Raw genomic sequence first — 22,336 nt, 5'->3', positions numbered from 1 at the left:
GGTAGTACTATGAATTCTGAAAATCGAAATATCTGTATTGTGGTATTAGAAAGGTAGGGGTGATATGAGCCAAGTTTAAGCTAAAAACTTGGCTCTAAAAGGTAAATACAAGATAAAAGGTAGTTTAAAATTCACTGTAGTCCATTTTAACAAGTTTAGATTTATTAACCTTTTTTAGTTTGAATGTTTTGGTTTTTTCATCCCAAATATTGACATGATAGGTGATTAGTTGTTTACCGGTGGTTTCGTTAACTTTCTCGCCTTCACAATTGCGAGTAATAAATAAGCGGCTGTTGGGATAGAAAGCCAAACGCTCGTCGTCATCAAGTTCCGCTCCGTCTGCTACGCATTCCATGCCACTTTCATAAGGGGTGAGCCCTTCTTCAGTTTCACCTAATGGGATATCGTAGACTTTGCCAGTACGTTTATCAATCATAGCCCCTGATACACAGCTTGTACCACAACCCCAGGTTGTTACGATATAGTTACCTGCAAAATTAATTTCACTATCTTTATGAGCTGCTTTCAGACGAGTACGAAAAGAGTTCCACTCACCTAATTTTAAAGGTGCTTTTTTACCCTTATAAATTTTAGCAGGGTATTTTTCAAAGCTGTACCCAGCGATGGTTTCAGCATGAGAGGTAGACATACAAGCCAAGGAAAAACAAAGACAAGCTACAAGCTTTTTCATAAAAATTCCTTTTTTAAAAGGGTCAGCATAGAAAACAGAAATTATAATAGGGTAAGTACATTTTTTTGATGCTAAATCAATAAACCTAAACAAGTTTTTCTAAAATCACTTGTTAAAATAATAATATATTGAGATTTAGTCAAGTCTTAAAATATAAAATCATATATCAGTGATTTCGAATACTTTTTTAGTCGACTAAATTTCTTAGCAGGCTATATGGTCCGAACTATGTGTTGATCCCTCTTAATATGTAATATCTAACCAAAAAATAAAGTTTTTTCAAAAGACATTGGCCTTTGTTAGAAAAACCAAAAAGAGTATTTATCCTATAAAATAGCAATAAAAAAGGGTTTTATCTATGACAGATAAAACCCTTTGGCTTAAATCAGGCAGACTGACTCTAAAGCTTTAGACCATATTTAGCGCATGCGCCTGTTGGTCGGTATCCACAATATTCTCTCCAAACCAAGCCAGTTCATCGTGCAGTTGAGCCACTGCACCGACAATCAATAAAGCAGGGGTCGGTAGTGGATTGGCCTCATGTTTGGCAACGATGTCTTGTAGAGTACCGGTCATGACTTGCTGCGTCGGCAAGCTGGCTTGAGAGATAATCGCAATCGGCGTATTGGCATCTCGTCCCGCATCCATAAGACCCTTGGTCAATCGCTCAATCGAATGCAGCCCCATATAAAAGACCACCGTTTCCTCAGGATTGGTCAAAGCAGCAAAGCCGGTATTGGGCTCACCGGATTTTAGGAATCCAGTCACGAAGCGGACTGACTGAGCATGGTCACGGTGGGTCAACGGAATCCCAGTATAACAAGAGGCAGCCCCAGCGGCAGTAATACCAGGCACTACTTGATACGGAATGCCAGCAGCACGTAAGGCTTGTATTTCTTCACCGCCACGGCCAAACACAAAAGGGTCGCCGCCTTTGAGACGCACCACACGCTTGCCTGATTTGGCAGCATCAATCATTAACTGGTTGATACCTTGTTGCGCTACGGCATGATTGCTGCGTTTTTTACCGACAAATACCTTATCAGCATCACGGCGACACAGATCAAGTACTGCATCAGACACTAGAGCATCGTGATACACAATGTCAGCTTGTTGCATTAAGCGTAGCGCCTTAAAGGTCAGTAGCTCAGGATCGCCTGGACCAGCACCAACAATATACACTTCACCAATATTGGTCTGGTTGTCTAAATCAGTATTAGAGCCATCATTGGTTTTTTGGTTTAATAATCGACTGTGCGTGGCTGCTAAGTCTTGTTTTAACGCTTGTTCGGCATCGGCTTCACGTCCGGCAAACATCAGCTCGCTAACTTTACCCTCAAACGCTTTTTCCCAAAACTGACGGCGTCCGGTTAGGGTTGGTATTTTTGATTTAACTTCATCACGCATATCACCGGCTAGCTTGGCCAATTTGCCATAACCTTGTGGGATTAGGGTCTCTAAACGAGCACGGGTTAAGCGTGCCAGCACTGGGGCTTTGCCATTTGAAGAAATGCCAATGACAATGGGATTTCTATCAACGATGGCGGGGAAGATAAAGTCACATAGGGGCGGGGTATCAACCACATTGACGGGGATATTCAAGGCTTGGCAGTCAGCATGCACGTGATGGTTTAACGCTTCATCGTCTGTACCAGCGATAACGATACGCTTACCCGTTAAATACTTTTTATCATATTGCTCAGCGATTAAGCTGTGTTTGTCATCGGACAGTAGTTGTTTTATTTCTTCGCTAATATGGGGTGCTAAGATAGTAATGCGCGCGCCAGCACGAGATAACAAGTCCGCTTTACGCTGAGCGACTTCGCCACCACCGACAATTAGCACGGGTTGATTGGTCAATTTAAAAAATAGGGGAAAGGTGTTCATAACTCAGAAACTTAAAATATAGAATATGAAGTCATTATGGCTTATTAACCTATAACTAACATCATAGAAGTTGATATTACTTAATTCATATTTATCATAAGAAATTGATTTTAATATTTAAATACGACTTAACAAGCCGATATATACTTAGATTATTGCGATGGACAAACTCCACTGCATTACCGCACTTTAATTTAGGAGACTGTATGAATAAAAATCTAGACAATCCTAAACCAGAACAAGATCTAAGAATTTATAGCTACATTGGCTTAGCACTGGTTACTATATATGGCGCAGCCTATTATTTATTCCCTGATACTCTACCTAGAGGTTCTTTCGATATAGTGTTAGGGGTTACGCTTATAGTATCTGAGCTGCTTAAAGCCATTAAGGGCGGCGATTATCATTTGTGGATGATGGTGCTTGCAGGATGGATTACTTTCAATGGGTTAGAAAAAGTTTTTAATCTGGATAGAGGTATAAGAAATACTTTTTTAATGATAATGGGAGGTATTCTTCTGGTTAAGTTTCTTCATAATGCGGTAAAGGGTAAGTATGAGCCTTAACAGCTATTCGTCTGAAAAACTAATATTTGACTGATGCATTAAATTCAAAAATCTCTCTCATAAAAAAACACCGCCTAACATAAGCTAGGCGGTATTTTTTGTTTTAAAGTTATTGAAGCTTAAAAGCTATTAATTAACTAATAAAACTTATAGCTGAGTATGTAGACCACACTCACGATTTTCTTCCACTTTAGTAGGGTCGAAGTAATCGAACTCGTTAGGTAAGTTGTTTTCTTCTAAGTAAGCGTCTAAATCTTTATCGTTTTTGTAGAACAAAGGCGCTACTTTCAACACACCGTCTTTTGACTGACTTAGCACATCAAGACCTTGACGGAATTCAGTCTGATCTTTACGAATAGCGTTAAACCATACGTCCGGCTTTAACTCGCTAAGCGCACGTCTAAATGGTTCAAGCTTAACCTGCTCTGTAAACTCATCATGTAGTGGATTATTGACACTTGGGATGCCGTTCATGGTCGCGTCACGGTGAGCACTGGTTTGCTGAGGGATATAAGTTACCACGTTTAGGTTTAAGTCTTTGATAAGCTTGTTAGCGAAGTCATAAGTAGCACGGGTGTTATAACCAGAGTCTACCCACAATACCGTGATGTCTGGTTTTTGCTTAGCCACTAAATGCAAGATGGCTGATTCGTAAGGACGGAAGTTAGTAGTGATGATTGGGTTTTCGGCTTTGGCCAATGCCCACTCAACGATTTGCTCTGGGGTTTTGCCATGAAGCTCTTGGTTGGCTTGATCAAGATTAATTTCGATAGTCATACTAAATCCTTAATTATTGGTTTTAAAATCAAAAAAATTAAATAGGTTGTTATGATTAACTTACTTGTTTCACTTATTTGTTCAAATTATTGCGTATTTAGTTAAATTATTGGTTCAGCCCTGATTTGCTAAACCCACTATCTAAACATCGGCAACTGACTGGCAACGCTGCCATCGTACGAAGACGGTAGGGCATGGAACGCACTAACGATGTCATCGGTCAGTTTTTCATCAGGGATTACGAAGCTATTCACGCCAGCACGTTTTAAATAAGCAATCTGATCACGGCCAAAGTCGCCACTGATACGTATCTCACCCTCAAAGCCTTGCTGACGTAAGTGACGAGCTTGGCTGAAGCTACGACCATCGACGAAGCTAGGCTGATACAACACGATAAGATCAAGATTGTGTAACAACGGACGCTCAGCGTCTTTGCAAGCTTGCAGTAATTGGTCTAACTGTTCAGTACTAACGCTGGTGTCGGCCCACAAGCCCATACGGCTGGCGCGTGCGGTAATAATATCTAGAAGCTCATTGAGCAAACCTGTCGGTGCAATAACGCCCGTTAACGGCAATATCACATCTAAACGTTCTTCTTTATGAAGTAACTCGCTTAATTGCAGGCTTTTGATAGATACTGGCTCTGGAAGCTCCGCTGTCTCAATCGCATACCAGCTATCTTCAACGGTGATACTGGTGGCTTCCTCATTTAAGATATGATAATTACCCATATACCGCCTCCTTAAATGGCTTGATACCCACGCGTTGAACAAAATCAGCAAATGGCTCGGGGGCATCGCCTTCAACATGGCGCTGATCGGTGTATACGTTTAAGATTTTCTCTAAAGTAGGAGCAACTTCTTCTGTCGCCACAGAGCGACCCAAGATGTTACCCAAACGAGTCTCAGCCTTCGAGCTACCGCCCAAACTTATTTGATACCAATGCTCGCCTTTTTTGTCGACGCCGAGGATACCGATGTCACCGACATGGTGATGCGCACAAGCATTCATACAGCCTGACATATTGAGCTGGATATCGCCTAAGTCATACAGATAATCTAAATCATCAAAATGCTTTTCGATTTGCTCAGCGATGTTATAAGTGGTGGCATTGGCCAGCGCACATAAGTCAAAGCCTGGGCAGACGATCATATCGGTCAAAGTACCGATGTTCGGACGGGCAAGGTTAAGCTCAGTCAACTCTTTCCATAACGCATAAAGATCGGTTTGTTTAACATCAGCAAATACTAGGTTTTGTTGATGAGTACCGCGAATCTCGCCAAAGCTATATTGGTCAGCAAGATCAGCAAGTCGATCTAATTGATGTTCGGTGATATCACCGGCTGGCACATATTTACCATCAACCAAACCGGCTTTTAACGACATAACCACACCGCGATAACCGGCTACTTTATGCGCCACTGTATTGCGTGAATACCAATCGGCAAAAGCTTTGTCTTCTAAATGCTTATTAAGCTCAGTCTGACTTGCCAGCTCATCGATATTTTCATAATCGAATTCTGGGAAGTAGCTTTTAGCGGTTTCAAAGTTTTCATCAGTCAGAGTAAGCGGACCATCTTTAGTAAAGGTTTCCCACTCTTTTTCGACCAGCTTAGTAAATTCTCTGGCACCCATGCTCTCAACTAAGATTTTGATACGCGCTTTGAATTTATTGTCACGGCGGCCATGTAAGTTATAGACGCGTAAGATAGCATCTAAATAGCTTAACAAATGCTGACGAGGCAAGAATTTATTAATGGTTTTACCAATGATAGGGGTACGACCTAACCCACCACCAACGATAACCTCAAAACCAATTTCACCGTCTTCATTTTTTAGAACATGCAGGCCAATATCATGCACTTGAGTCGCTGCACGGTCCTCTGGCGTACCAATGACCGCAATTTTAAATTTACGCGGTAAGAAGGCAAACTCAGGATGGAACGTTGACCACTGACGGATAATCTCACAGTACGGACGTGGGTCTTCAACCTCGTTGGCATTGATACCGGCGTAAGGGTCAGTAGTGGTGTTACGAATACAGTTACCTGAAGTTTGGATGGCATGCATCTGTACAGACGCCAACTCCGCTAAGATATCTGGCACTTCTTCTAATTTTGGCCAGTTTAACTGTAAGTTAGTACGGGTGGTAAAGTGACCATAGCCCCGATCGTAACGACGGGTAATGTCGGCAAGCTTACGCAATTGGTAGCTGGCAATTAGGCCATAAGGCACAGCAATGCGTAGCATAGGAGCATGACGCTGGATATAAAGGCCATTTTGTAGGCGCAGGGGCAAATATTGCTCTTCGGGAAGTTCTCCCGCTAGGAAGCGACGGGTTTGGTCACGAAACTGCTCAACCCGCTCATCAACCATGGCTTGGTCCGCATGAGTATACTTATACATAGTTAAAATGCCTTTGTGTATCGAAAAATCTTGTCATCATACTACCTAGCTAACTTCTGTTTGCTAAATTCATATCTGATATATCTATATCCAAAGTCAGCATAGAAAAGAATAAGTTAAATTGGTTAGTCTAATCGCATCATCATTTATATATGAGTGTAACGGATTGATTACTCATTAAAATTGTTCATTAAAAAGTCAGTTATTAATTGAATATGGTTGTAAATAGTTAATGATTGCCAGCTAATTCGCTAATTGATTTTACTGATTAATAACAAGCGGTTAATAACTGCCAGAGCCATTAATCAAAACCCACGTTACTTCTTAATATAAAGCCACTTTGAAACCACTCAAAACAAAACAATTGGATTTAGATATGACAGAACAAAAGATCGTAAAGCGCCTTGGAAAAACCAGTATTGTTCCGCCACACGGTAGCGACGTGCTAAAGCCTTTGTTGCTAGAGGGCGATGAGTTAACCCAAGCATTAGAGAAGGCCAAATCACTACCACAAATCAAGCTAAGCTCACGTGAGCGTGGTGATTTAATCATGTTGGGTATCGGCGGTTTTACCCCGCTTGACGGCTTTATGAATCAAGCAGACTGGCAAGGGGTGGTCGATGAGATGACGCTTAAGTCTGGGTCTAATAAAGGTTTGTTCTGGCCAATTCCTATTACCTTATCAACCAGTAAAGCGCAGGCCGATACTCTAGCGCCAGGCGATGAAGTGGCATTAGTTGCTGAAGATGGCGAGATTATGGGTGTGATTACCGTTGAAGAAACCTACACCATTGACAAAGCCCATGAATGCCAACAAGTATTCACTACCACCGATGAAGAGCATCCTGGTGTAAAACAAGTCATGGAGCAGGGCGAAGTTAACGTTGCCGGTAGCGTTAAAGTATTCAGCCAAGGCGAGTTCCCAACATTATATCCTGAGATTTATAAGACACCTGCTGAAACTCGTGCTTTATTTGAAGAGAAAAACTGGCAGACAGTAGCCGCTTTCCAGACCCGTAACCCAATGCACCGTTCACACGAATACTTGGCCAAAATTGCTATCGAAATCTGTGACGGGGTCATGATTCACTCACTATTGGGCGCGTTAAAGCCAGGTGATATCCCTGCCGAAGTGCGTCAAGAAGCGATTAAGACCTTGATTGATAACTACTTCAAAAAAGATACCGTTATCCAAGCCGGTTATCCGCTAGATATGCGTTATGCTGGTCCTCGTGAAGCGTTATTGCATGCGTTATTCCGCCAAAACTATGGCTGTAGCCATCTGATTGTTGGCCGTGACCACGCCGGTGTTGGCGATTATTACGGCCCATTTGACGCTCAGGCTATCTTCGATGAGATTGACAAAGATGCGATGTTGACTCAGCCGTTGAAGATTGACTGGACCTTCTGGTGTAATGGCTGTCAGGCGATGGCTTCTACCAAGACCTGCCCGCATGATGCAGATCAACACGTTAAGGTTTCAGGCACTAAGCTGCGTAAAGCATTATCTGAAGATCAAGAAGTCCCTGAAAACTTCAGTCGTCCAGAAGTATTGCAAATTTTACGTGAGTATTATGCCGGTATCGCCAAAGAAGAGCGTGCTGAGGTACATCTGGTAGGGGCGTCTGCTCAGTAACCTTACGCTTAACTTCAGCTGGTTCACTTGTTGCAGTTATAAGGATTATATGAGCTAGGTCGGTTATATTGTGATTTGACCTCAAATGTGATTAGTCTTTTAAGCTCATTTTTGAGGTCAATAATTCGGTTAATTGCTTAACCTTAAAAGCAAGCCCTCAATCGAACCATTTACCAAAAACCTAACATAAAAAAACCAAAGTCGGCTATTGCTGACTTTTTTATTTTGTTACACTTATGTGTCAGAAATTTGTTACAGTACGCCCTTAGATTAACGCTTCTCCATAATGGACAATGGGTAAGTGTTATAATCAATAAAAGTATAATGTTAAATCATTAACTTTTAGCCTTTGATTTGCGTGTAAGTAACGTAATAAGTACTGTAATAACAGTACCGAAATAAACGACAGCGAGTTTTATATGTGGAATAAGGTAGCAGCCATAAGCAGTGGTCTATTATTAAGTACCTTAGCGACTGCAGCTGACCCTAGGATTGAGGCCAGTAAAGCGTATTTGTATGTGGGTAAATCGGTAATGGCCTGTGGCACGTTGGCTGAGATTAATCATTTACCCAACCGTCATTATATGAATTTTGATAAAAAGTATCCCAATCAGTCGTTAACTGCTTTGATATGGAATAAAGACTACCGTTGGTTTGAGAACCGTTATGGTAAGATCGATAACTTTGTGGGCAGCCGCTTTTGTGTGATTGGTAATGTGGCGCCAACCCAAAATTACTTACAAATCAACGTGACTAACCCGCAGTTTTTAAAATTAATGGCCAACTAAACTTATTGAAGACTGAACTTATTAAGATTGCCATTACTTCATACTGTTCTATTGAAACCAGCTTAGGCTGGTTTTTTTATGGTCCGTTAAAAGTTGTCCGTTAAAAGCTGGTTTAAGGCAACATACTGAAACTAAACTATTAATTATGCTTAGGTATACTCATAAAATGATCCTGTTAAAAAATAATCAAGGACGATAGCTTATGCTGCTAGATTTACTCGTTGCGCTTCACATACTCACTTGGCTGGCGGTATCACTTCGGGTGCTTTCCCGGCATGATCTAACAGCACAAGCCCGTTTGGCATGGATGGTCGTGCTATTTGTGCTGCCTTATGGCGGGGTAGTAGTGTATTGGATGTTTGGTGAGGTGCATCTAGGCTTTAACTTCGAGCACCGTTATAACAAGATTACTCAGCAGCTAAACAGCAATTTTCCAGCAGTATTGGGCAATAAAGACACCCTGTCTAAGGTCATTGACAAAGAGTACCAGCCGGCGTTTGCTTATTCGGCGTCAGTGAACGGTTTCCACACTACTTTGGGCAATAAAGCGGAGCTAATGCCAGACCCTAAGACTACGGAGGCGCGGATGATAGCGGACTTCGATGCTGCCACCGATCACATTCATGTCATGTACTATATTTGGTTGGACGATGGCATGGGGACCGCCATTGCTGAGGCGTTAATGCGCGCTGCTAAACGTGGGGTGCAGTGCCGAGCCATGGTGGATGGTATGGGCTCTCGTAAACTGTTGAGATCGCCATTATGGGAACAGATGAAGCAGGCAGGGGTAGAGGTAAGTGTGGCACTGCCGATTGACAATATCTTTAAGATATTGATGTTTAGCCGCATTGATTTGCGCAATCACCGTAAGATTACTATTATCGATGGCAAGATTGGTTACGTCGGTAGTCGTAACAGTGCTGACCCTGAATTTCGGGTGAAGCCAAAGTATGCGCCTTGGGTGGATATCATGCTGAGGGTACAAGGTCCTATCGTGGCCCAAAACCAGATGCTCTTTGCCAGTGACTGGCTCATGGAAAATCCTAATACCCCGTTTGATACTTTTCCCTTCTTACTAGAGTCACAAGCAGATGGCTATCCTGCGCAGGTCTTCGCTGATGGTCCCACGCAGCGTCAGGGCACCACACCGCAGTTTTTGAGTATTTTGATGGGGCATGCAAAGCAGTCTTTGATTATCTCAACTCCATACTTTGTGCCAGACTTTACTTTGATAAATATGATTTGTGCGACCGCTTATCGCGGCGTCGATGTGACCATTATTTTTCCGCGAAAAAATGACTCGTTTATCGTTGCTGCCACCAGTCACAGCTATTATTGGCAATTGCTTGAGGCGGGGGTGAAAGTTTATGAGTACAATCCTGGACTACTGCATGCCAAGACATTGACCATTGACGACCAGATTAGCTTGGTGGGTTCGACCAACTTAGACCTGCGTAGCTTTGACTTAAACTATGAGAATAACGTCATCTTCTATGACAAAAAGCTAACCAAAGAGATAATTACTCGTCAGAATTCTTACATTGCCGATTCGGTCGAGGTCACGCGCTCTGAGGTAAGAAGATGGCCAATTTATTACCGCATTTGGATTAATATCGTGTCAACTATGGGCCCGGTTTTGTAGGCTAGAATTTGGAACGCACCGTAAGATAAGGATAAAAGTATGAATTCAGAATCTGTAGTTAAGTTAACCATCATCAGTGTAATCACCGCTGTGATATTAATACTTATCGTGATGGCAGGTTACCCATTTTATAAGGTATGGTCGCAGGAAATGCGTGGTAAAGCAGCTTTAGCTGAGGCTACTCAGTCGAAGATGATACAAATTGAACAGGCTCGAGCAGAATTAGAATCGGCACAATTAAGGGCTGAAGCAATTAAAATCATCGGTAAAACTGCCAAAGAGTACCCTGAGTACCGTGAGCAAGAATTCATTGGTGCGTTTGGTGAGGCATTACGTGAGGGCAAAATTAATCAAATTATCTATGTACCGACTGAAGCAAACTTGCCGATACTAGAGGCTGGCAAGCGTCAGCCTAGGGTTGAGACGGCTGATAGTAAATAGTCGAACTAACGCTATTCGATTCGCTGCTTATTTAAGCGAAATAGCAGAAAAATTTAAAGCCACAAGCATAAGACCAGTGTAGCTTTAACAATGGGTCAAAGCTCAATACTCTGATAGAGATCTGATGAATACAGATATCTGACGAATACAGATATAGGTTATTGACGCAAATATTTTGTTAGGCCTAGAAGTGGTTGAGCTATTTATAGTGAAATAGCTTAGCTAACGATGAAAAACAATAATACAAGCCTATAATTTGTTCTAGCTATTGACTGGTTTTCAGATCTGTTATTAGCTTATGAAAAGCCAGTTATCATACATTACCATTAGAAGAGCCTCTATAGAATCCACCAAGAGCACAGATTGTTTTAGCTATTGGTTCCTCACTCTTGTCAGGTCTTCTATCATATTGCTCACCTCCAGCGCCTAGACGAAGCTGAGATATTTGTTTGTGGTCAGCATTATATTTAAAGTCAAACAGTCTTTGGCCATATCCTTCTTCACAAAAGAAACGATAAGTTGTCAGGGTGTAAGTATTATCGTGATTTAAAAACTTAACTGTACCTGTCGCTGTGTTTTTGTTGTGGTGCGCACCTTTAGTGTCAACGAAAACTTTTCGACCATCTTTTAGAGTATCAACATACAGCCATTCATATTTAAATGGAGATGAGTCTGTAACAGTTTCAGTCTCAGCCCTTTTGAGAATGGCTTCATACTCAGCTTTGGTTGGAGATACAATATCAAGTGCTTCTTGTTCTAGTTTAAGATTGCTTTCGTCAATCGCCTTCATGATAGTACAGCTGGTTAATGCCGTTAAACTTAGGACAGTTGCGGTCAGTAATTTAATCAAATCTATTCCTTTAATAAAAGTTTAATATAGGCTTCTATACTCCTTAAGATTCAAGTATATATTTATTAAGAATAATGTCATAGTACAGATTCTTATATCGCTAAGGATAGTAATGAATAAGATTATTTTAAGCGCATTAATTGGATTGTTTTTAACCAGTTGTGCCAGTACAGGCAATTTTGATTATAACCCTGCTAAACCTATTGCAGAGGGTTATTATCCCGTTGAAAAAACGATGATGAATATATTCATAAACGATGATGATCGTGTTGAGAGAGGCATCATAAAAGGAAATAAAGATGAGATAAGGACTATTGTTACTAAAAAAGGGCAGATGATTTACAATGGTAATAAAGTCTATGCCTCTGAAATGGTGGTAATACGCTATACGAATGATGATGAGGATTATAGAGACTCTTCGACGCATTTTTACACCTTGAACCCCCTTACTTTTAAGGGACTTATAGGTTCATATGGAGATAGATTTTCTAAAGCTAATCAATTTAAACCATTACCTGATTACGCAAAAATTGGGGAGTCCGAAGCTTTTGTTACGGAAAATGTATACTCTGATAAAGAGTTTACTCATAAGAATAAGTCATATACTCAATCTTGGTCTTTATCTAAAGCCAGTGAGAATACGGCATGGTTTTGTATAGCGACTATTGAAGAAAACGATATAGATCCTACTTATACGGAGTGCTACGAAATTGATAATCAAGGGCATTTATTAAGGTTTAAGGACGAGTTCACCAATATGCCAATTTATAAATATGCTAAATAAATCCTTATAGAAATTATCTAATACATATTTATAAAACTTATAAAATAGCTACATTCCCAAAATATCTTACTTACTCATTTAGATAAAGCTCAGCCATACCATCAAGTTGAGTTTTAACCGCTTTCCAGTTTGGCATCACTTGAGTCAATAGTCGCCAAAATTTATCACTGTGGTTGTGCTCCGCAATATGACATAACTCGTGTAATATCACATAGTCGATACACTCTTTGGGGGCTTTGACCAAGTGCGGATTTAGTACCAAATTGCCTTGAGTGGAGCAGCTTCCCCATTGTTTCTTCATTGATAGTAGTCTAAATGAAGGCGTACCTTGAACCCAGTCGGCCTTAGGTAGCATCGCCAGTAAGCGCTCATGAAACACCGATTTGGCCTTTTTCTGATACCATTCATCGAGCAGCTTCTTAACTTTGGCCGCTTTATCCTCGGGTTCATCAGTCAGATTGACAGTAAGTTTGCCGCGATACAGCTTTACTGCTTCTGGCTGCTCAGGGTTTATCGTCACCTTTAATACGTACCTGCGACCTAAATAAAACTGAGTTTCACCACTGACATAACGTCTCGGCAGCACGTCGTTTTTTTGATTGGCAAAGTCTTGTAGGTGTTGCCATATCCAGCCTGCTTTTTTAGCTACTGATGTTTCGATAAAATCATCTGTGGTCTCTACCGGTACAACGACCACCACCTGCTGATCTGGGTGTACTTTGATGCGTAATTTGAGGCTATTGGCCTTGCGCACCACTTCATAATCGATAACATGTTGTCCGTAATGTAGCTTGCGACTCTTACCACTTTCTTTCATTATTTGCCTCGTGACAAACCAAGACGAGCAATATTAATCACTTCCTTAGCGAGTTGTTTGGCATTGTCTATCCCAATCTCTCGGAATAATAATTTTAAGATACCTGAGGTAATGTCATTCTCCATTTGCGTGGGATTTAGTGAATTTTCTGTTACCGCTTTATTGACTAGGTCATCTATCTTGAACGCATAATCGACCAAGGCATCTTCGTTTAAGCCCTTATCTGCCAAATAAGAGTCACCAAACAAATACTTAAACAGGCCAAAGTAAGCCTGAGCATGTTTATTATGCGTCCCTGACTGATCAACAAAGCTATTAGGCACATCTGGCATCTTACGAGCTTTGACGTCTTGCTCAAAGTCGGCGAACATCATGTACTGTTTAACAGGCGCATCAAACATGGCCTTAGCCTCTTCAATCGCTTGTTTTAATAGCTTAGAGAAGTGCTCTTGAGCATAGGGATCGTCGGCTAGGTCTACCTCGATTATTCTGGTGACGCGGCTGGTAATTTTATCGGTCTGGTTACGGGCTTCGTCGTCACTAAGCTGTTCAGGCTTAAGGTCTTTACCCATATTACCGACCAGATAAGCACCTTCGGGCTCTTTAACTTCAATACCGGCAATGTGCTTATTGAGCAGGGTACGAATATCGTCCTCATACTCATCAAAGTTAATGGTCTCGTTAGCATCCTCACGCACTTGTTTACGCAGCTCAACAAAGGTCTTTAAATCCTTTTTGTACAGGTCACGCTTGTTATCGAAGAAGCTGTCATCGAAGTAGGACGCCGATTGTAGCGCCACTTTCATGGTGTTAGAAAATTCAGTTAGTGCCGAATAAAAGTCATCACGTCTTTTAAGGTTGGTATCCAACACGACACCATCTCGCTCTTGCATTTTAGGCGATAAGGATTGACGTAGGGCATGACCATCTTTTTTATTGGGCACGTTATCAAACATCGCCCAAAGCTTCTTATGCAGCATCGGTAGCTTCTTGTACTCGGTCTCCATTGAGCTGTACATCCCTTTAAGATCCTCAATATCGAATCCGCCTTGCGTACGTTCAGCCAGGTTTTGATAGTCCTCAATGGTGGTGTCTAACTCTTTAAGAATACCTCGATAATCAATCAGATAGCCAAATTGTTTTTTGCTGTGCAAACGGTTGACCCGAGCGATGGCCTGAATAAGGTTATGGCTCTTTAGGGGCTTATCGATATATAGCACCGTGTTCTTAGGTTCATCAAAGCCGGTTAATAGTTTATCGACCACGATCATAATATCTGGACCATCGTCTTGGCTAAAAGCTTCGATGATGTCCTTGGTATATTGCACATCATCCATACCGTATTTAGGGGCGACATTATTTAGCCACCAGTTTTGGACGATATCTTTACTTTCTACATCGACCTCTTGATGACCTTCTCGGGTATCTGGGGGCGACATAGCGACCACAGAGGTCACTTTACCTATGTTGTCTAAGGCTTGCTTATAGCGAATGGCTGAAGCTTTGGAATCGCAAGCCAGCTGACCTTTTAGTCCTTGCTGCTTAAAGTTTTGAAAATGGTCTGAGATATCATGGGCGATCAGTTTAATACGACCCTCGACCTGATAAACCTGTCCTTTTTTGGCGAACTTGCGTTTAAGATCGGCCTTTTGCTCAGAAGTCAGCTTTTGGGTAATACGGTCAAACCATTTATCGATGGCCATATCGTTGGTATTTAGCTCGGGAATACGCTCTTCATACAATAAAGGGGTGACGGTCTTATCCGCCACTGCTTGCTGCATGGTATAAGAATGAATAATCTTACCGAATTTGTTTTCGGTCTTATCGTCTTTGAGCAGAGGCGTACCAGTAAAGGCAATAAAAGCCGCATGGGGTAATGCCTTTTGCATCAGGATATTATTGGCACCGTTTTGGCTACGGTGGCCTTCATCGACCAAGACGATAATGTTTTCACTAGGGTTATAGAATTCGGGGTATTGAGCTGCAGCCCCAAATTTATTGATGATAGAGAAGATAATGCGTTCGTTGCCTTGACCAACCTTTTTTGCCAAATCGCGACCTGATAAAGCCTTGGCTTTTGCTTTGTCTTTATCACTGAGCGCTCCAGCTGAGATAAAAGTGCGAGCAATTTGGTTCTCAAGATCAATACGGTCAGTGACCACAAATACCCGACATTTCGCCAATTCTTCAAGCCAAATAAGTGCTTTGGATAAGAACACCATAGTAAAGGACTTACCACTACCGGTGGTATGCCAGATAACCCCACCTTCACGGCTACCATCCTTGTCAAATTGACTAATGCGCTTTACCAATGCCTTGATACCGAATACTTGCTGATAACGCGCGACAATCTTGCCGGCACGACTGTCAAACAGGGTGTAAAAGCGGGTCATATCCAGCAGTCTATCAGGGCGCAATAAGCTAATGATCAATCGGTCTTGATCAGTCACTACCAGCTCGCCAGCATTGATAAGCGACAGATATTGTTGCTTATCATTGGGTCTACGTTGACTGAATAGGGTGTCAATCTGAGAGGAATCTAAACGGCTATTTTTGAGGCGTTGAAACTCAAGTTCATTAATCTCTTCTTCCTTCCACTTCGCCCAAAATTTCTCAGGCGTATTGCACGTTGCATACAAGCCTTCATAGCCGTTAATGGCCAGTAGCAATTGGCTATAAGCGAATAGGTGTGGAATGTATTTTTGACCTTGATTTCGCAGATGCTGGGATATAGCTTGGCTATTGGTAGATTGATGCGGATTATTAGAATCTGGGCGCTTGGCTTCAATGACGACCAGTGGCAGACCGTTTACAAAGCACACAATATCAGGTATGACATTGCCTGTGGCTTCAGCGTTTTGTACTACCATTTCTTCAGTGACATGATAGGCATTATTGTCGATATTATGCCAGTCAATGAGCTGGATAGTGGGTGAGGTCTTTTTTCCGTCAATAAATTCGGTAACTCCAACGCCATAGAGCAGGGCATCATAGATTATTTCGTTGGCTGTGCTCAGCCCTTGGTTTAGGGCAGGGGTAAGCTGATGCACAATCTTATCAATGCTGGCGTCAGATAAATGATGCCGCTTGCCTTCAAAGGGAAAGGTTTGCTTTGCCAAGAACTGACGCAATACCGGCAGTAGCATTACTTGATTGGTACTTTTGGTCGTTGAATAAGCTTGTAGGTTACCTTTTGGGTCGCGCAGAGCCACACATTGTGCTGGCGTGAGATAGGTATAACCCAATGTCATCAATAGTGTTAAGGCAGGTATTTTGGCACTAAACTCTTCTCTAAAATTAACGGTTGGGCTGGTGTCCATACAAGGCTCGATTCAGTATTTAGATTAAGAAAGGTGGTGATTGCTTATAGTTATTCATTTAATTGTAATCTAACGGGGTATTTAATCAATAGATAGCCAAGCTATAGTGTTTGTTGTATTAGATAAAAAATAATTTTAACAGGAAAACTTAAAGCCAAAATAATTTTTGATAAAAATTCTCCATGTTATATATTATGAATGTTATCTTACCAGTGGGTTAAGTTAATATTCTTTTTACTTACTCATCTATTGCATTTATTAAAGGCTTAATAAGTGTCAGATCAATAAGTGCTGGAGTGATGATTTGTACAATACATAAACTAAGGACTGTTATGAAATATAAATCCCTTTCTTTATTAGTGGCTGCTTGCAGCATGTCTTTATCAATGAGCTGCGCTGCTGGATCAATTAGATTAGGTGATATAGTCAATGAAGTAGTGAGAGTTATTACCACTCCCAGTACTCAAGCTACAGGCAATACTCAAAGCACAGCTCAAGCTACTAAGTTAGATGCTTATTTACAACCTATGTTAAATGGTTGTGAAAGTATCGATATAGAAAAGTTGATACGTGAGCAACGTTCTGCGATTAACGATATCCAAAGAAAGGGTGATCCCAATGCTGAAGGGGATGAGTTGATAACGACGGTTAGTTTTAGAAATGCGACTGCCTTTGGCTATCCTGTAACTAAAATTGAGAGACTGATAGGTTATGAATGGAGCCATACCAAGTTGTACTTTAATACTGATCAATTTGTGAGTTTGCGTCCCGCATTTAAGTTACCTACTTATGATAGTGAGCACACGGAAGTAGTATGGAATAATGCTACAGGCTATCAATATGGGGATGACTGGTATGGTTCTAGGTTAACCTTTGATAGACAAAATAGAACTATTCTTTGTGAGTAATAGACTTACTAATAGGTTATAAGAAGCTCAGTTTAATAATAAAAAAGCCGTCTATTTGATTAAATAGACGGCTTAAAAAATCATAATCAGGTTGCTTAATTTTAGAAACCTTAGAAAATAACCTCTTCAGCTGGCGCGCAAATTTCCCAAGCCGGTGATGCTTTCTCTTGCATACAGCTTAAAGTCCCTTTAGGTGCGCCAGTTTCATATTTTGCTGCAACATTTTTGGGTACTACTTTTAAAGACGATCCATAGCGATATTGAACAACTGCTGGTTTTTCATTTAATGTAATACTAGTATCAAAGATTGCAGAGCCAGTACGATCTGTAAGTATATTACCTTTTTTATCTGTTTTAGCGTTCAAGCTCTTTTCAGCATTAAATTTCGACTTACTATTGGCTAGCTTAAAATCATAGCCTTGAAAACCAAAGTTACTATTTGATGCGAAAGAAGATTTATAAGAACATTTTGATTTGCTAACCAATTTACCTTGTTTTAATAAATAGCATGTGGTGCTCCCTTCCGACTCTCCGCCAGAAGCGTATGCGCTAAAAGAAACTGCAGCCAATACGCTAGAAACTAAAGCGATTGATGCGCCTTTAAATGCCTGATTAAAATTCATTAGCAAAACTCCTTCTGTTCATCTATTTTTAAAAATGGATTATGAGTGATATAACTGATTTTACAACAATAGTTATAATGTACTATTTGTTTAATTAATTATGTAAATTTTTTTAACAGCAAGAGTGATATTTACATTTTTAATTATTAAAAAATTGGTTTTAAGCTGAGACAAAGAAAAACCGCCAAGATTGCGCGTTACCCATAGGGTACTAAGCGTGGCGGTTGTTTTGTGGTTAGAATAACCTAATCGCGACAATTCTTATAAGTAGTAAAAGAATCGTTCCAATCAGCTTTTGTTTGTACGTCCTTATTTGGTAGGTATTTATACTCTACAGTATGGACAACAGGATCAGATTCGTAATTGAAAGCCCCAGTTACGCTTAGTAAGTTAGATGAGTAGGGTGTTACCTTAATAACTTTAAAGCTCTGAGTTCCATTGGGAGAGCCTTCATTATCGCTTAGGAAAGCTTGACTACGCCCCTTCTTAGGATATTCACATTCACCCCAAGAGCCTTGATATTTTTTTGGGACGATACTGGATTGTTTTGAATAAACGTAAGAGCCATTAAAAGCTTTCTCAACGGAAGTACAATTATTTAAGCTTTTCAATTGAATTTCATTAGGCGTAAAAGATACCTCGACTCGGCATCCTAAATTGGGTTGGTAGTCCAAGTAACCACTTTCTGGTACAGAAAATACAACGGTTTGATTGTCTTGGATAGGCTTAGCTTTACTGGCTATAACAAAACTTGAATCACCAATAAGATTGGCAAGAAATAGCTCATAATGTTTAGAGCCTTCGTAATTAAAACTGCTCAAATGTACTCTTTTATTGGTGCCGCTAACATAAGTGCCTTCTACTACAGGTGCCGCCATAGCGGTTAAAGGTAAAACAGAAAATAAAACTAATGCTTTCTTTAACATGTGACCCTCTTTAAAGGTATTGATTATTTAAATTGGTGTTTTAAATATTTAAAACTTAATTCGCTAAAACTCGCTTTTAAACTGTCAAAATCTCCCACGTAAAATAGTTTCTTTATCTTTATTTCAGACGAGGAATAACCGCTAAGGTTGCGCATTAAACATACCTTGTGCCTTGTGCGTCATAACAAGAATCAAGCAATCATTTAACGTACCCATAAACATTACCTCCAAAGAGGGTGCTCGGTCCAATCTTCAGGTATACCCATGGCAGCTCTCCATCTTTTTTTAGTCGCTAATGGGCTTATTAATTTATCTATTTCTGTTTTCCAATCTTCTCCATTCCCCGTTGCTTTTAACAAATGCCTTAGCATTAAAGGAATATAAAAAATCTTATCATTCCTTGGAGTCATGGGCGGAAGCCATTTTTTATCCTTGGTCTTATCTGGTCGTATTGCTAAAGTTCTATTCCATAATCGGCTATGATGCGCGCATACATTTCTGACATAGGTTAATGTATGCAGCCAATCCTCCAGTTTCTTGTGGTGAAGATTGAAGTGATTGGCAATTAGCTTTTTATCTTCTATTCCCTGAGCTTGATTGTTAATCAAACCTCTATAACCAAATGATAATGCGCCCAATGACATGACTTCTGTTAACATCCAAATAGGCACTATAGGAAAGCCTGTATATTTATTATTGAAATGCTCAATAAAATCATCACTTGATCTGTCTACTTCAGACTTAATTTTACTCAGCCATTTATTGTGATCGAAGCCTTTATGGAAATTCTCACTATTCGTATATCCAAAGGCACCATATTTATGTCCCATTTGGTAAGTAAATTGAGTTCTCACTGCTATTTCAACACGTTCAATGGCATCTAATACAAGCGAGCGTAATTTACGGTCGAACTCATATAAAGAAACGACTTCATTAAAATTCGTTCCTGGTTCAAATTTACTTGTGATAATATTTTGTGAATTGCGAATGCGAAAAGGATACCAATAGCCACTTAAACGGTAGTAGCTAATACTTGCTAGCTTGGCTTCAGCATGTTTTTTGTTTTCGAAGAACATGCCCTTATTCTCTAGACGTGTGATTTGCTGAGAAAAGGTAAGAGGGGATTTGTCATAGGTTACTTTATCCATAAAGTAAACCTCTTGGTATGCGAGTAGCAAATTTTAGGCAAAGAAAAACCGCCAAGGTTGCGCGTTACCCAGAGGGTACTAAGCGTGACGGTTATGTTGAGTACATTATAGGCGATAATACATAGCGAGTCAATGTGTTTAATCAAGAGGTGTGTATATCCTTGTTCTAAGTGATTTGCAAAATATATTCGCTTCAATCGGGGTTATATCGAATCTAAGGCAACGCTGACAATCCTAATATAAAGCATCACGGCTCTATAATTTGTTAAAACTATGGACTAGCTTCAAGCCTGTTAAAAATGATCCATCCTTTCCAAAGAAGGATCGGAATGGATTTTAGTTGCTGGAGTCTAATATCGATACGCATAGCACTTCGCAGTTTTAATAGCTTGAATTTTTAGTTAAATATTAATTATATCTTTCTAATAATTCTAAATCCGAAAGTTCGGGATTCTGTTTTAAAACAACCTCATTATCGATAGTTCTGAGCCAAACAATTTGTGTAGGAGATACGTTTGCTTTTAAGACTATTCTCTTTGATTTATCTATACTATGGAAGTGTTCATACGCATAACGTTTTGCTGTATCAAAATCTGTTGTCCAAGATTGATGAATAGTGCCTGTCTCATATTCTATTTTGTCACAACCTCTATATATAGTTATATGATTAGGTAAAGTTTTTGAATAGTCCTCAAAAGGCTTATGTAGAATAACTACAGGAAACCATGCATTACCTCCACGATTCACGTGGCTATATAAATCCTTAATAAGCTCAATCCCTTCTAATGTCTGATAACATTTAAAACAATCAAACATAGCCTGTAAGAATTCATTTTGCTCATCATTACCGTCTTCATAAAAATCAACTATATCATTAAACGGGGAAGATTGATTTGAAGCATTTAGATAACTGAGTAGAAGCTTATTAGCAATTTCTTTAAAGCTATTATCAAAACCTTCATATTTACTGTAAAAGTGATCCATATCAATTTGCATATCGTTCTGCAAACAGTCGAGGATAGCTGGAGGTAGTGTAGTAGAATTCATCAATAAGCCTTTCAAGTTTTGAAGTTAACCATTAGGTTATCAGCTTATTAACGCTAACTAAAAATTTAATTTTAAATAGCCTATCCCTACACCAAAACCTACTTCTTCCCAGTCAAAAGCTGCTGAATCAAAGCGTTCTTTTCCTGCTGTAAATCAGCAAGCTGTTGTTTAATAAGCGATTCGATCTCTTTGTCAGAGCTAGTTAATACTGCAGAGATTTGTTGTTGCTCTTTGATTGAGAGTGGTGGGATAGTAGTAACCGTAGGGTGCGCCACGCGCACCATTAAGACTATTGTGTTTATCGGTGCGTGGAACGCACCCTACCTATTAATCCGCCTTAACCCGTTTCTTACCCGTTAGAACCTACTCATTCAACTCAACCATTCTAAACAATGTTTCAGATGTATTTTGCAACTGGTATGCCTTAGTTGGGGGTTATATTAATTCTAGTTAGTGCTCTGATTCATTCCAATCACTATCTTCGGTATGAATAAGATACAAGCCTTCTTTATAGGGTGGTTCAATCTGCTTAATGTATTGCTTTAAGTTTTGCAGTTGCGATTTTGAGTAGCTTTGCATTGCTTTATTTATGGTGTTTTTATCATCGGTGGCATAGCGTACAGGAATAGGATTAAAGTTTGGCCAAAATGGAAAGTCGAGTTCTTCGTAATTTTGGTACGATGCGACGGTAGGTAACATATCACCGACGTGAACGCCTTTAAGTTTAGAGCATTTTATAATTTGTATAGCAGGATATGAGCCAACCCCTTTGGTTAAGTCTGTATGAACCGCAATCAAAGTTGGTTGAGTGCCGACTACCAATCCGGGGTTTGAATCTGCTTGAAAATGCTTTTTAACGCCCATCCAGTGAAAGAAGGTCATGACGATAACGACAATAACAAAAGCTATCGACCTGATATCGTAATACAATCCCACGATAGATAAAATGAACAGCAAGCATAAGAAGATACCTATAGTGGGACTGTGACGAAACCACACCAATGGTTTTACTTCAACATCGACAGGATTGGATGAAGTAGTATCATTGCTTATTGTGGTTTTTTTATCCATATGCTTGC

The 22,336-nt window shown here is 40.2% G+C and carries 21 protein-coding genes; 7 read left to right on the top strand and 14 right to left on the bottom strand.

The genetic code is table 11. The features are described from left to right. Nucleotides 1-124: 124 nt before the first annotated feature. The gene (locus LK453_RS11470) at nucleotides 125-691 is read right to left on the bottom strand and encodes a hypothetical protein (RefSeq protein ID WP_201541597.1); all 567 of its coding nucleotides are present in this window, start codon (nucleotides 689-691) and stop codon (nucleotides 125-127) included. Between the two features lie 408 nt (nucleotides 692-1,099). Further along, nucleotides 1,100-2,578, bottom strand: coding sequence for a siroheme synthase CysG (gene cysG / locus LK453_RS11465; protein ID WP_201533945.1), 1,479 nt, complete (start codon nucleotides 2,576-2,578; stop codon nucleotides 1,100-1,102). 206 nt (nucleotides 2,579-2,784) lie between these two features. On the opposite strand from cysG, the gene LK453_RS11460 reads away from it, so the two are divergent. After that, nucleotides 2,785-3,144, top strand: coding sequence for a hypothetical protein (locus tag LK453_RS11460; protein WP_201533942.1), 360 nt, complete (start codon nucleotides 2,785-2,787; stop codon nucleotides 3,142-3,144). A 147-nt stretch (nucleotides 3,145-3,291) separates the two neighbouring features. Here the strand turns inward: LK453_RS11460 and LK453_RS11455 are convergent, their stop codons facing one another. The 3 genes from LK453_RS11455 to LK453_RS11445 form a co-directional block, all read right to left on the bottom strand. After that, the gene (locus tag LK453_RS11455) at nucleotides 3,292-3,921 is read right to left on the bottom strand and encodes a phosphoadenosine phosphosulfate reductase domain-containing protein (RefSeq protein ID WP_007393548.1); all 630 of its coding nucleotides are present in this window, start codon (nucleotides 3,919-3,921) and stop codon (nucleotides 3,292-3,294) included. Between the two features lie 137 nt (nucleotides 3,922-4,058). Continuing rightward, nucleotides 4,059-4,652: a DUF934 domain-containing protein gene (locus tag LK453_RS11450; RefSeq protein WP_201533940.1), complete on the bottom strand. Its 594-nt coding sequence runs from the start codon at nucleotides 4,650-4,652 to the stop codon at nucleotides 4,059-4,061. Next, complete coding sequence (locus tag LK453_RS11445) at nucleotides 4,645-6,327, bottom strand: nitrite/sulfite reductase (protein ID WP_007393546.1); 1,683 nt, start codon at nucleotides 6,325-6,327, stop codon at nucleotides 4,645-4,647. The genes LK453_RS11450 and LK453_RS11445 overlap by 8 nt, the downstream gene beginning before the upstream one ends. 376 nt (nucleotides 6,328-6,703) lie before the next feature. On the opposite strand from LK453_RS11445, the gene sat reads away from it, so the two are divergent. The 4 genes from sat (at nucleotide 6,704) to LK453_RS11425 (ending at nucleotide 10,834) form a co-directional block, all read left to right on the top strand. Beyond that, nucleotides 6,704-7,963, top strand: coding sequence for a sulfate adenylyltransferase (sat, locus tag LK453_RS11440; protein ID WP_201533937.1), 1,260 nt, complete (start codon nucleotides 6,704-6,706; stop codon nucleotides 7,961-7,963). Between the two features lie 419 nt (nucleotides 7,964-8,382). Beyond that, nucleotides 8,383-8,751 (top strand): hypothetical protein, encoded by a 369-nt coding sequence (locus LK453_RS11435; RefSeq protein WP_007393544.1) that lies wholly within the window; start codon nucleotides 8,383-8,385, stop codon nucleotides 8,749-8,751. Between the two features lie 202 nt (nucleotides 8,752-8,953). Further along, nucleotides 8,954-10,393 carry a cardiolipin synthase gene (gene cls / locus LK453_RS11430; protein WP_201533919.1) on the top strand — a complete coding sequence of 480 codons (1,440 nt, stop codon included), beginning with the start codon at nucleotides 8,954-8,956 and terminating at the stop codon, nucleotides 10,391-10,393. 39 nt (nucleotides 10,394-10,432) lie between these two features. After that, nucleotides 10,433-10,834, top strand: a complete 402-nt coding sequence (locus LK453_RS11425) for a hypothetical protein (protein WP_201533916.1) — start codon at nucleotides 10,433-10,435, stop codon at nucleotides 10,832-10,834. Nucleotides 10,835-11,147: 313 nt separating this feature from the next. Here LK453_RS11425 and LK453_RS11420 read toward each other — a convergent pair whose 3' ends face one another. Then, a complete protein-coding gene (locus LK453_RS11420) occupies nucleotides 11,148-11,684 on the bottom strand; it encodes a hypothetical protein (protein ID WP_201533913.1) in 537 nt (178 codons plus the stop codon). A 112-nt stretch (nucleotides 11,685-11,796) separates the two neighbouring features. Here LK453_RS11420 and LK453_RS11415 point away from each other — a divergent pair, with 112 nt between their 5' ends. Further along, on the top strand, nucleotides 11,797-12,468 hold the full coding sequence (locus tag LK453_RS11415; RefSeq protein ID WP_201533910.1) for a hypothetical protein: 672 nt from the start codon (nucleotides 11,797-11,799) through the stop codon (nucleotides 12,466-12,468). Between the two features lie 70 nt (nucleotides 12,469-12,538). Here the strand turns inward: LK453_RS11415 and LK453_RS11410 are convergent, their stop codons facing one another. Further along, nucleotides 12,539-13,285: a M48 family metallopeptidase gene (locus LK453_RS11410; protein WP_201533907.1), complete on the bottom strand. Its 747-nt coding sequence runs from the start codon at nucleotides 13,283-13,285 to the stop codon at nucleotides 12,539-12,541. Further along, on the bottom strand, nucleotides 13,285-16,605 hold the full coding sequence (locus LK453_RS11405) for a type I restriction endonuclease subunit R (RefSeq protein WP_201541595.1): 3,321 nt from the start codon (nucleotides 16,603-16,605) through the stop codon (nucleotides 13,285-13,287). Before LK453_RS11405 ends, LK453_RS11410 begins: the two co-directional genes overlap by 1 nt. A gap of 332 nt (nucleotides 16,606-16,937) precedes the next feature. Here LK453_RS11405 and LK453_RS11400 point away from each other — a divergent pair, with 332 nt between their 5' ends. Continuing rightward, nucleotides 16,938-17,513, top strand: coding sequence for a hypothetical protein (locus tag LK453_RS11400; protein WP_201533883.1), 576 nt, complete (start codon nucleotides 16,938-16,940; stop codon nucleotides 17,511-17,513). 110 nt (nucleotides 17,514-17,623) lie between these two features. Here the strand turns inward: LK453_RS11400 and LK453_RS11395 are convergent, their stop codons facing one another. The 6 genes from LK453_RS11395 to LK453_RS11370 all read right to left on the bottom strand — a co-directional run bounded on the left by LK453_RS11395 (nucleotide 17,624) and on the right by LK453_RS11370 (nucleotide 22,328). Next, nucleotides 17,624-18,136, bottom strand: a complete 513-nt coding sequence (locus LK453_RS11395) for a hypothetical protein (RefSeq protein ID WP_201533880.1) — start codon at nucleotides 18,134-18,136, stop codon at nucleotides 17,624-17,626. Nucleotides 18,137-18,381: 245 nt separating this feature from the next. After that, nucleotides 18,382-19,062 carry a hypothetical protein gene (locus tag LK453_RS11390; RefSeq protein ID WP_201533877.1) on the bottom strand — a complete coding sequence of 227 codons (681 nt, stop codon included), beginning with the start codon at nucleotides 19,060-19,062 and terminating at the stop codon, nucleotides 18,382-18,384. A 221-nt stretch (nucleotides 19,063-19,283) separates the two neighbouring features. After that, nucleotides 19,284-20,210: an Abi family protein gene (locus LK453_RS11385; RefSeq protein ID WP_201541594.1), complete on the bottom strand. Its 927-nt coding sequence runs from the start codon at nucleotides 20,208-20,210 to the stop codon at nucleotides 19,284-19,286. Nucleotides 20,211-20,618: 408 nt separating this feature from the next. Continuing rightward, the gene (locus LK453_RS11380) at nucleotides 20,619-21,257 is read right to left on the bottom strand and encodes a hypothetical protein (RefSeq protein WP_201533871.1); all 639 of its coding nucleotides are present in this window, start codon (nucleotides 21,255-21,257) and stop codon (nucleotides 20,619-20,621) included. 98 nt (nucleotides 21,258-21,355) lie between these two features. Continuing rightward, nucleotides 21,356-21,541 (bottom strand): restriction endonuclease subunit S domain-containing protein, encoded by a 186-nt coding sequence (locus LK453_RS11375; protein ID WP_227953999.1) that lies wholly within the window; start codon nucleotides 21,539-21,541, stop codon nucleotides 21,356-21,358. 166 nt (nucleotides 21,542-21,707) lie between these two features. After that, nucleotides 21,708-22,328, bottom strand: a complete 621-nt coding sequence (locus tag LK453_RS11370; protein ID WP_201533866.1) for a DUF3239 domain-containing protein — start codon at nucleotides 22,326-22,328, stop codon at nucleotides 21,708-21,710. Nucleotides 22,329-22,336 lie beyond the last annotated feature (8 nt).

It is taken from the genome of Psychrobacter sanguinis, from assembly GCF_020736705.1.
Taxonomy (GTDB): Bacteria; Pseudomonadota; Gammaproteobacteria; order Pseudomonadales; family Moraxellaceae; genus Psychrobacter; species Psychrobacter sanguinis.
This window is presented reverse-complemented; position numbering and strand designations above follow the sequence as displayed.

What these genes read in the sequence shown, in the direction of transcription:
- LK453_RS11470 (WP_201541597.1), bottom strand. Translation starts at nt 691, where the DNA reads ATGAAAAAGCTTGTAGCTTGTCTTTGTTTTTCCTTGGCTTGTATGTCT.
- cysG (WP_201533945.1), bottom strand. Translation starts at nt 2,578, where the DNA reads ATGAACACCTTTCCCCTATTTTTTAAATTGACCAATCAACCCGTGCTA.
- LK453_RS11460 (WP_201533942.1), top strand. Translation starts at nt 2,785, where the DNA reads ATGAATAAAAATCTAGACAATCCTAAACCAGAACAAGATCTAAGAATT.
- LK453_RS11455 (WP_007393548.1), bottom strand. Translation starts at nt 3,921, where the DNA reads ATGACTATCGAAATTAATCTTGATCAAGCCAACCAAGAGCTTCATGGC.
- LK453_RS11450 (WP_201533940.1), bottom strand. Translation starts at nt 4,652, where the DNA reads ATGGGTAATTATCATATCTTAAATGAGGAAGCCACCAGTATCACCGTT.
- LK453_RS11445 (WP_007393546.1), bottom strand. Translation starts at nt 6,327, where the DNA reads ATGTATAAGTATACTCATGCGGACCAAGCCATGGTTGATGAGCGGGTT.
- sat (WP_201533937.1), top strand. Translation starts at nt 6,704, where the DNA reads ATGACAGAACAAAAGATCGTAAAGCGCCTTGGAAAAACCAGTATTGTT.
- LK453_RS11435 (WP_007393544.1), top strand. Translation starts at nt 8,383, where the DNA reads ATGTGGAATAAGGTAGCAGCCATAAGCAGTGGTCTATTATTAAGTACC.
- cls (WP_201533919.1), top strand. Translation starts at nt 8,954, where the DNA reads ATGCTGCTAGATTTACTCGTTGCGCTTCACATACTCACTTGGCTGGCG.
- LK453_RS11425 (WP_201533916.1), top strand. Translation starts at nt 10,433, where the DNA reads ATGAATTCAGAATCTGTAGTTAAGTTAACCATCATCAGTGTAATCACC.
- LK453_RS11415 (WP_201533910.1), top strand. Translation starts at nt 11,797, where the DNA reads ATGAATAAGATTATTTTAAGCGCATTAATTGGATTGTTTTTAACCAGT.
- LK453_RS11410 (WP_201533907.1), bottom strand. Translation starts at nt 13,285, where the DNA reads ATGAAAGAAAGTGGTAAGAGTCGCAAGCTACATTACGGACAACATGTT.
- LK453_RS11405 (WP_201541595.1), bottom strand. Translation starts at nt 16,605, where the DNA reads ATGGACACCAGCCCAACCGTTAATTTTAGAGAAGAGTTTAGTGCCAAA.
- LK453_RS11400 (WP_201533883.1), top strand. Translation starts at nt 16,938, where the DNA reads ATGAAATATAAATCCCTTTCTTTATTAGTGGCTGCTTGCAGCATGTCT.
- LK453_RS11395 (WP_201533880.1), bottom strand. Translation starts at nt 18,136, where the DNA reads ATGAATTTTAATCAGGCATTTAAAGGCGCATCAATCGCTTTAGTTTCT.
- LK453_RS11390 (WP_201533877.1), bottom strand. Translation starts at nt 19,062, where the DNA reads ATGTTAAAGAAAGCATTAGTTTTATTTTCTGTTTTACCTTTAACCGCT.
- LK453_RS11385 (WP_201541594.1), bottom strand. Translation starts at nt 20,210, where the DNA reads ATGGATAAAGTAACCTATGACAAATCCCCTCTTACCTTTTCTCAGCAA.
- LK453_RS11380 (WP_201533871.1), bottom strand. Translation starts at nt 21,257, where the DNA reads ATGAATTCTACTACACTACCTCCAGCTATCCTCGACTGTTTGCAGAAC.
- LK453_RS11375 (WP_227953999.1), bottom strand. Translation starts at nt 21,541, where the DNA reads ATGGTGCGCGTGGCGCACCCTACGGTTACTACTATCCCACCACTCTCA.
- LK453_RS11370 (WP_201533866.1), bottom strand. Translation starts at nt 22,328, where the DNA reads ATGGATAAAAAAACCACAATAAGCAATGATACTACTTCATCCAATCCT.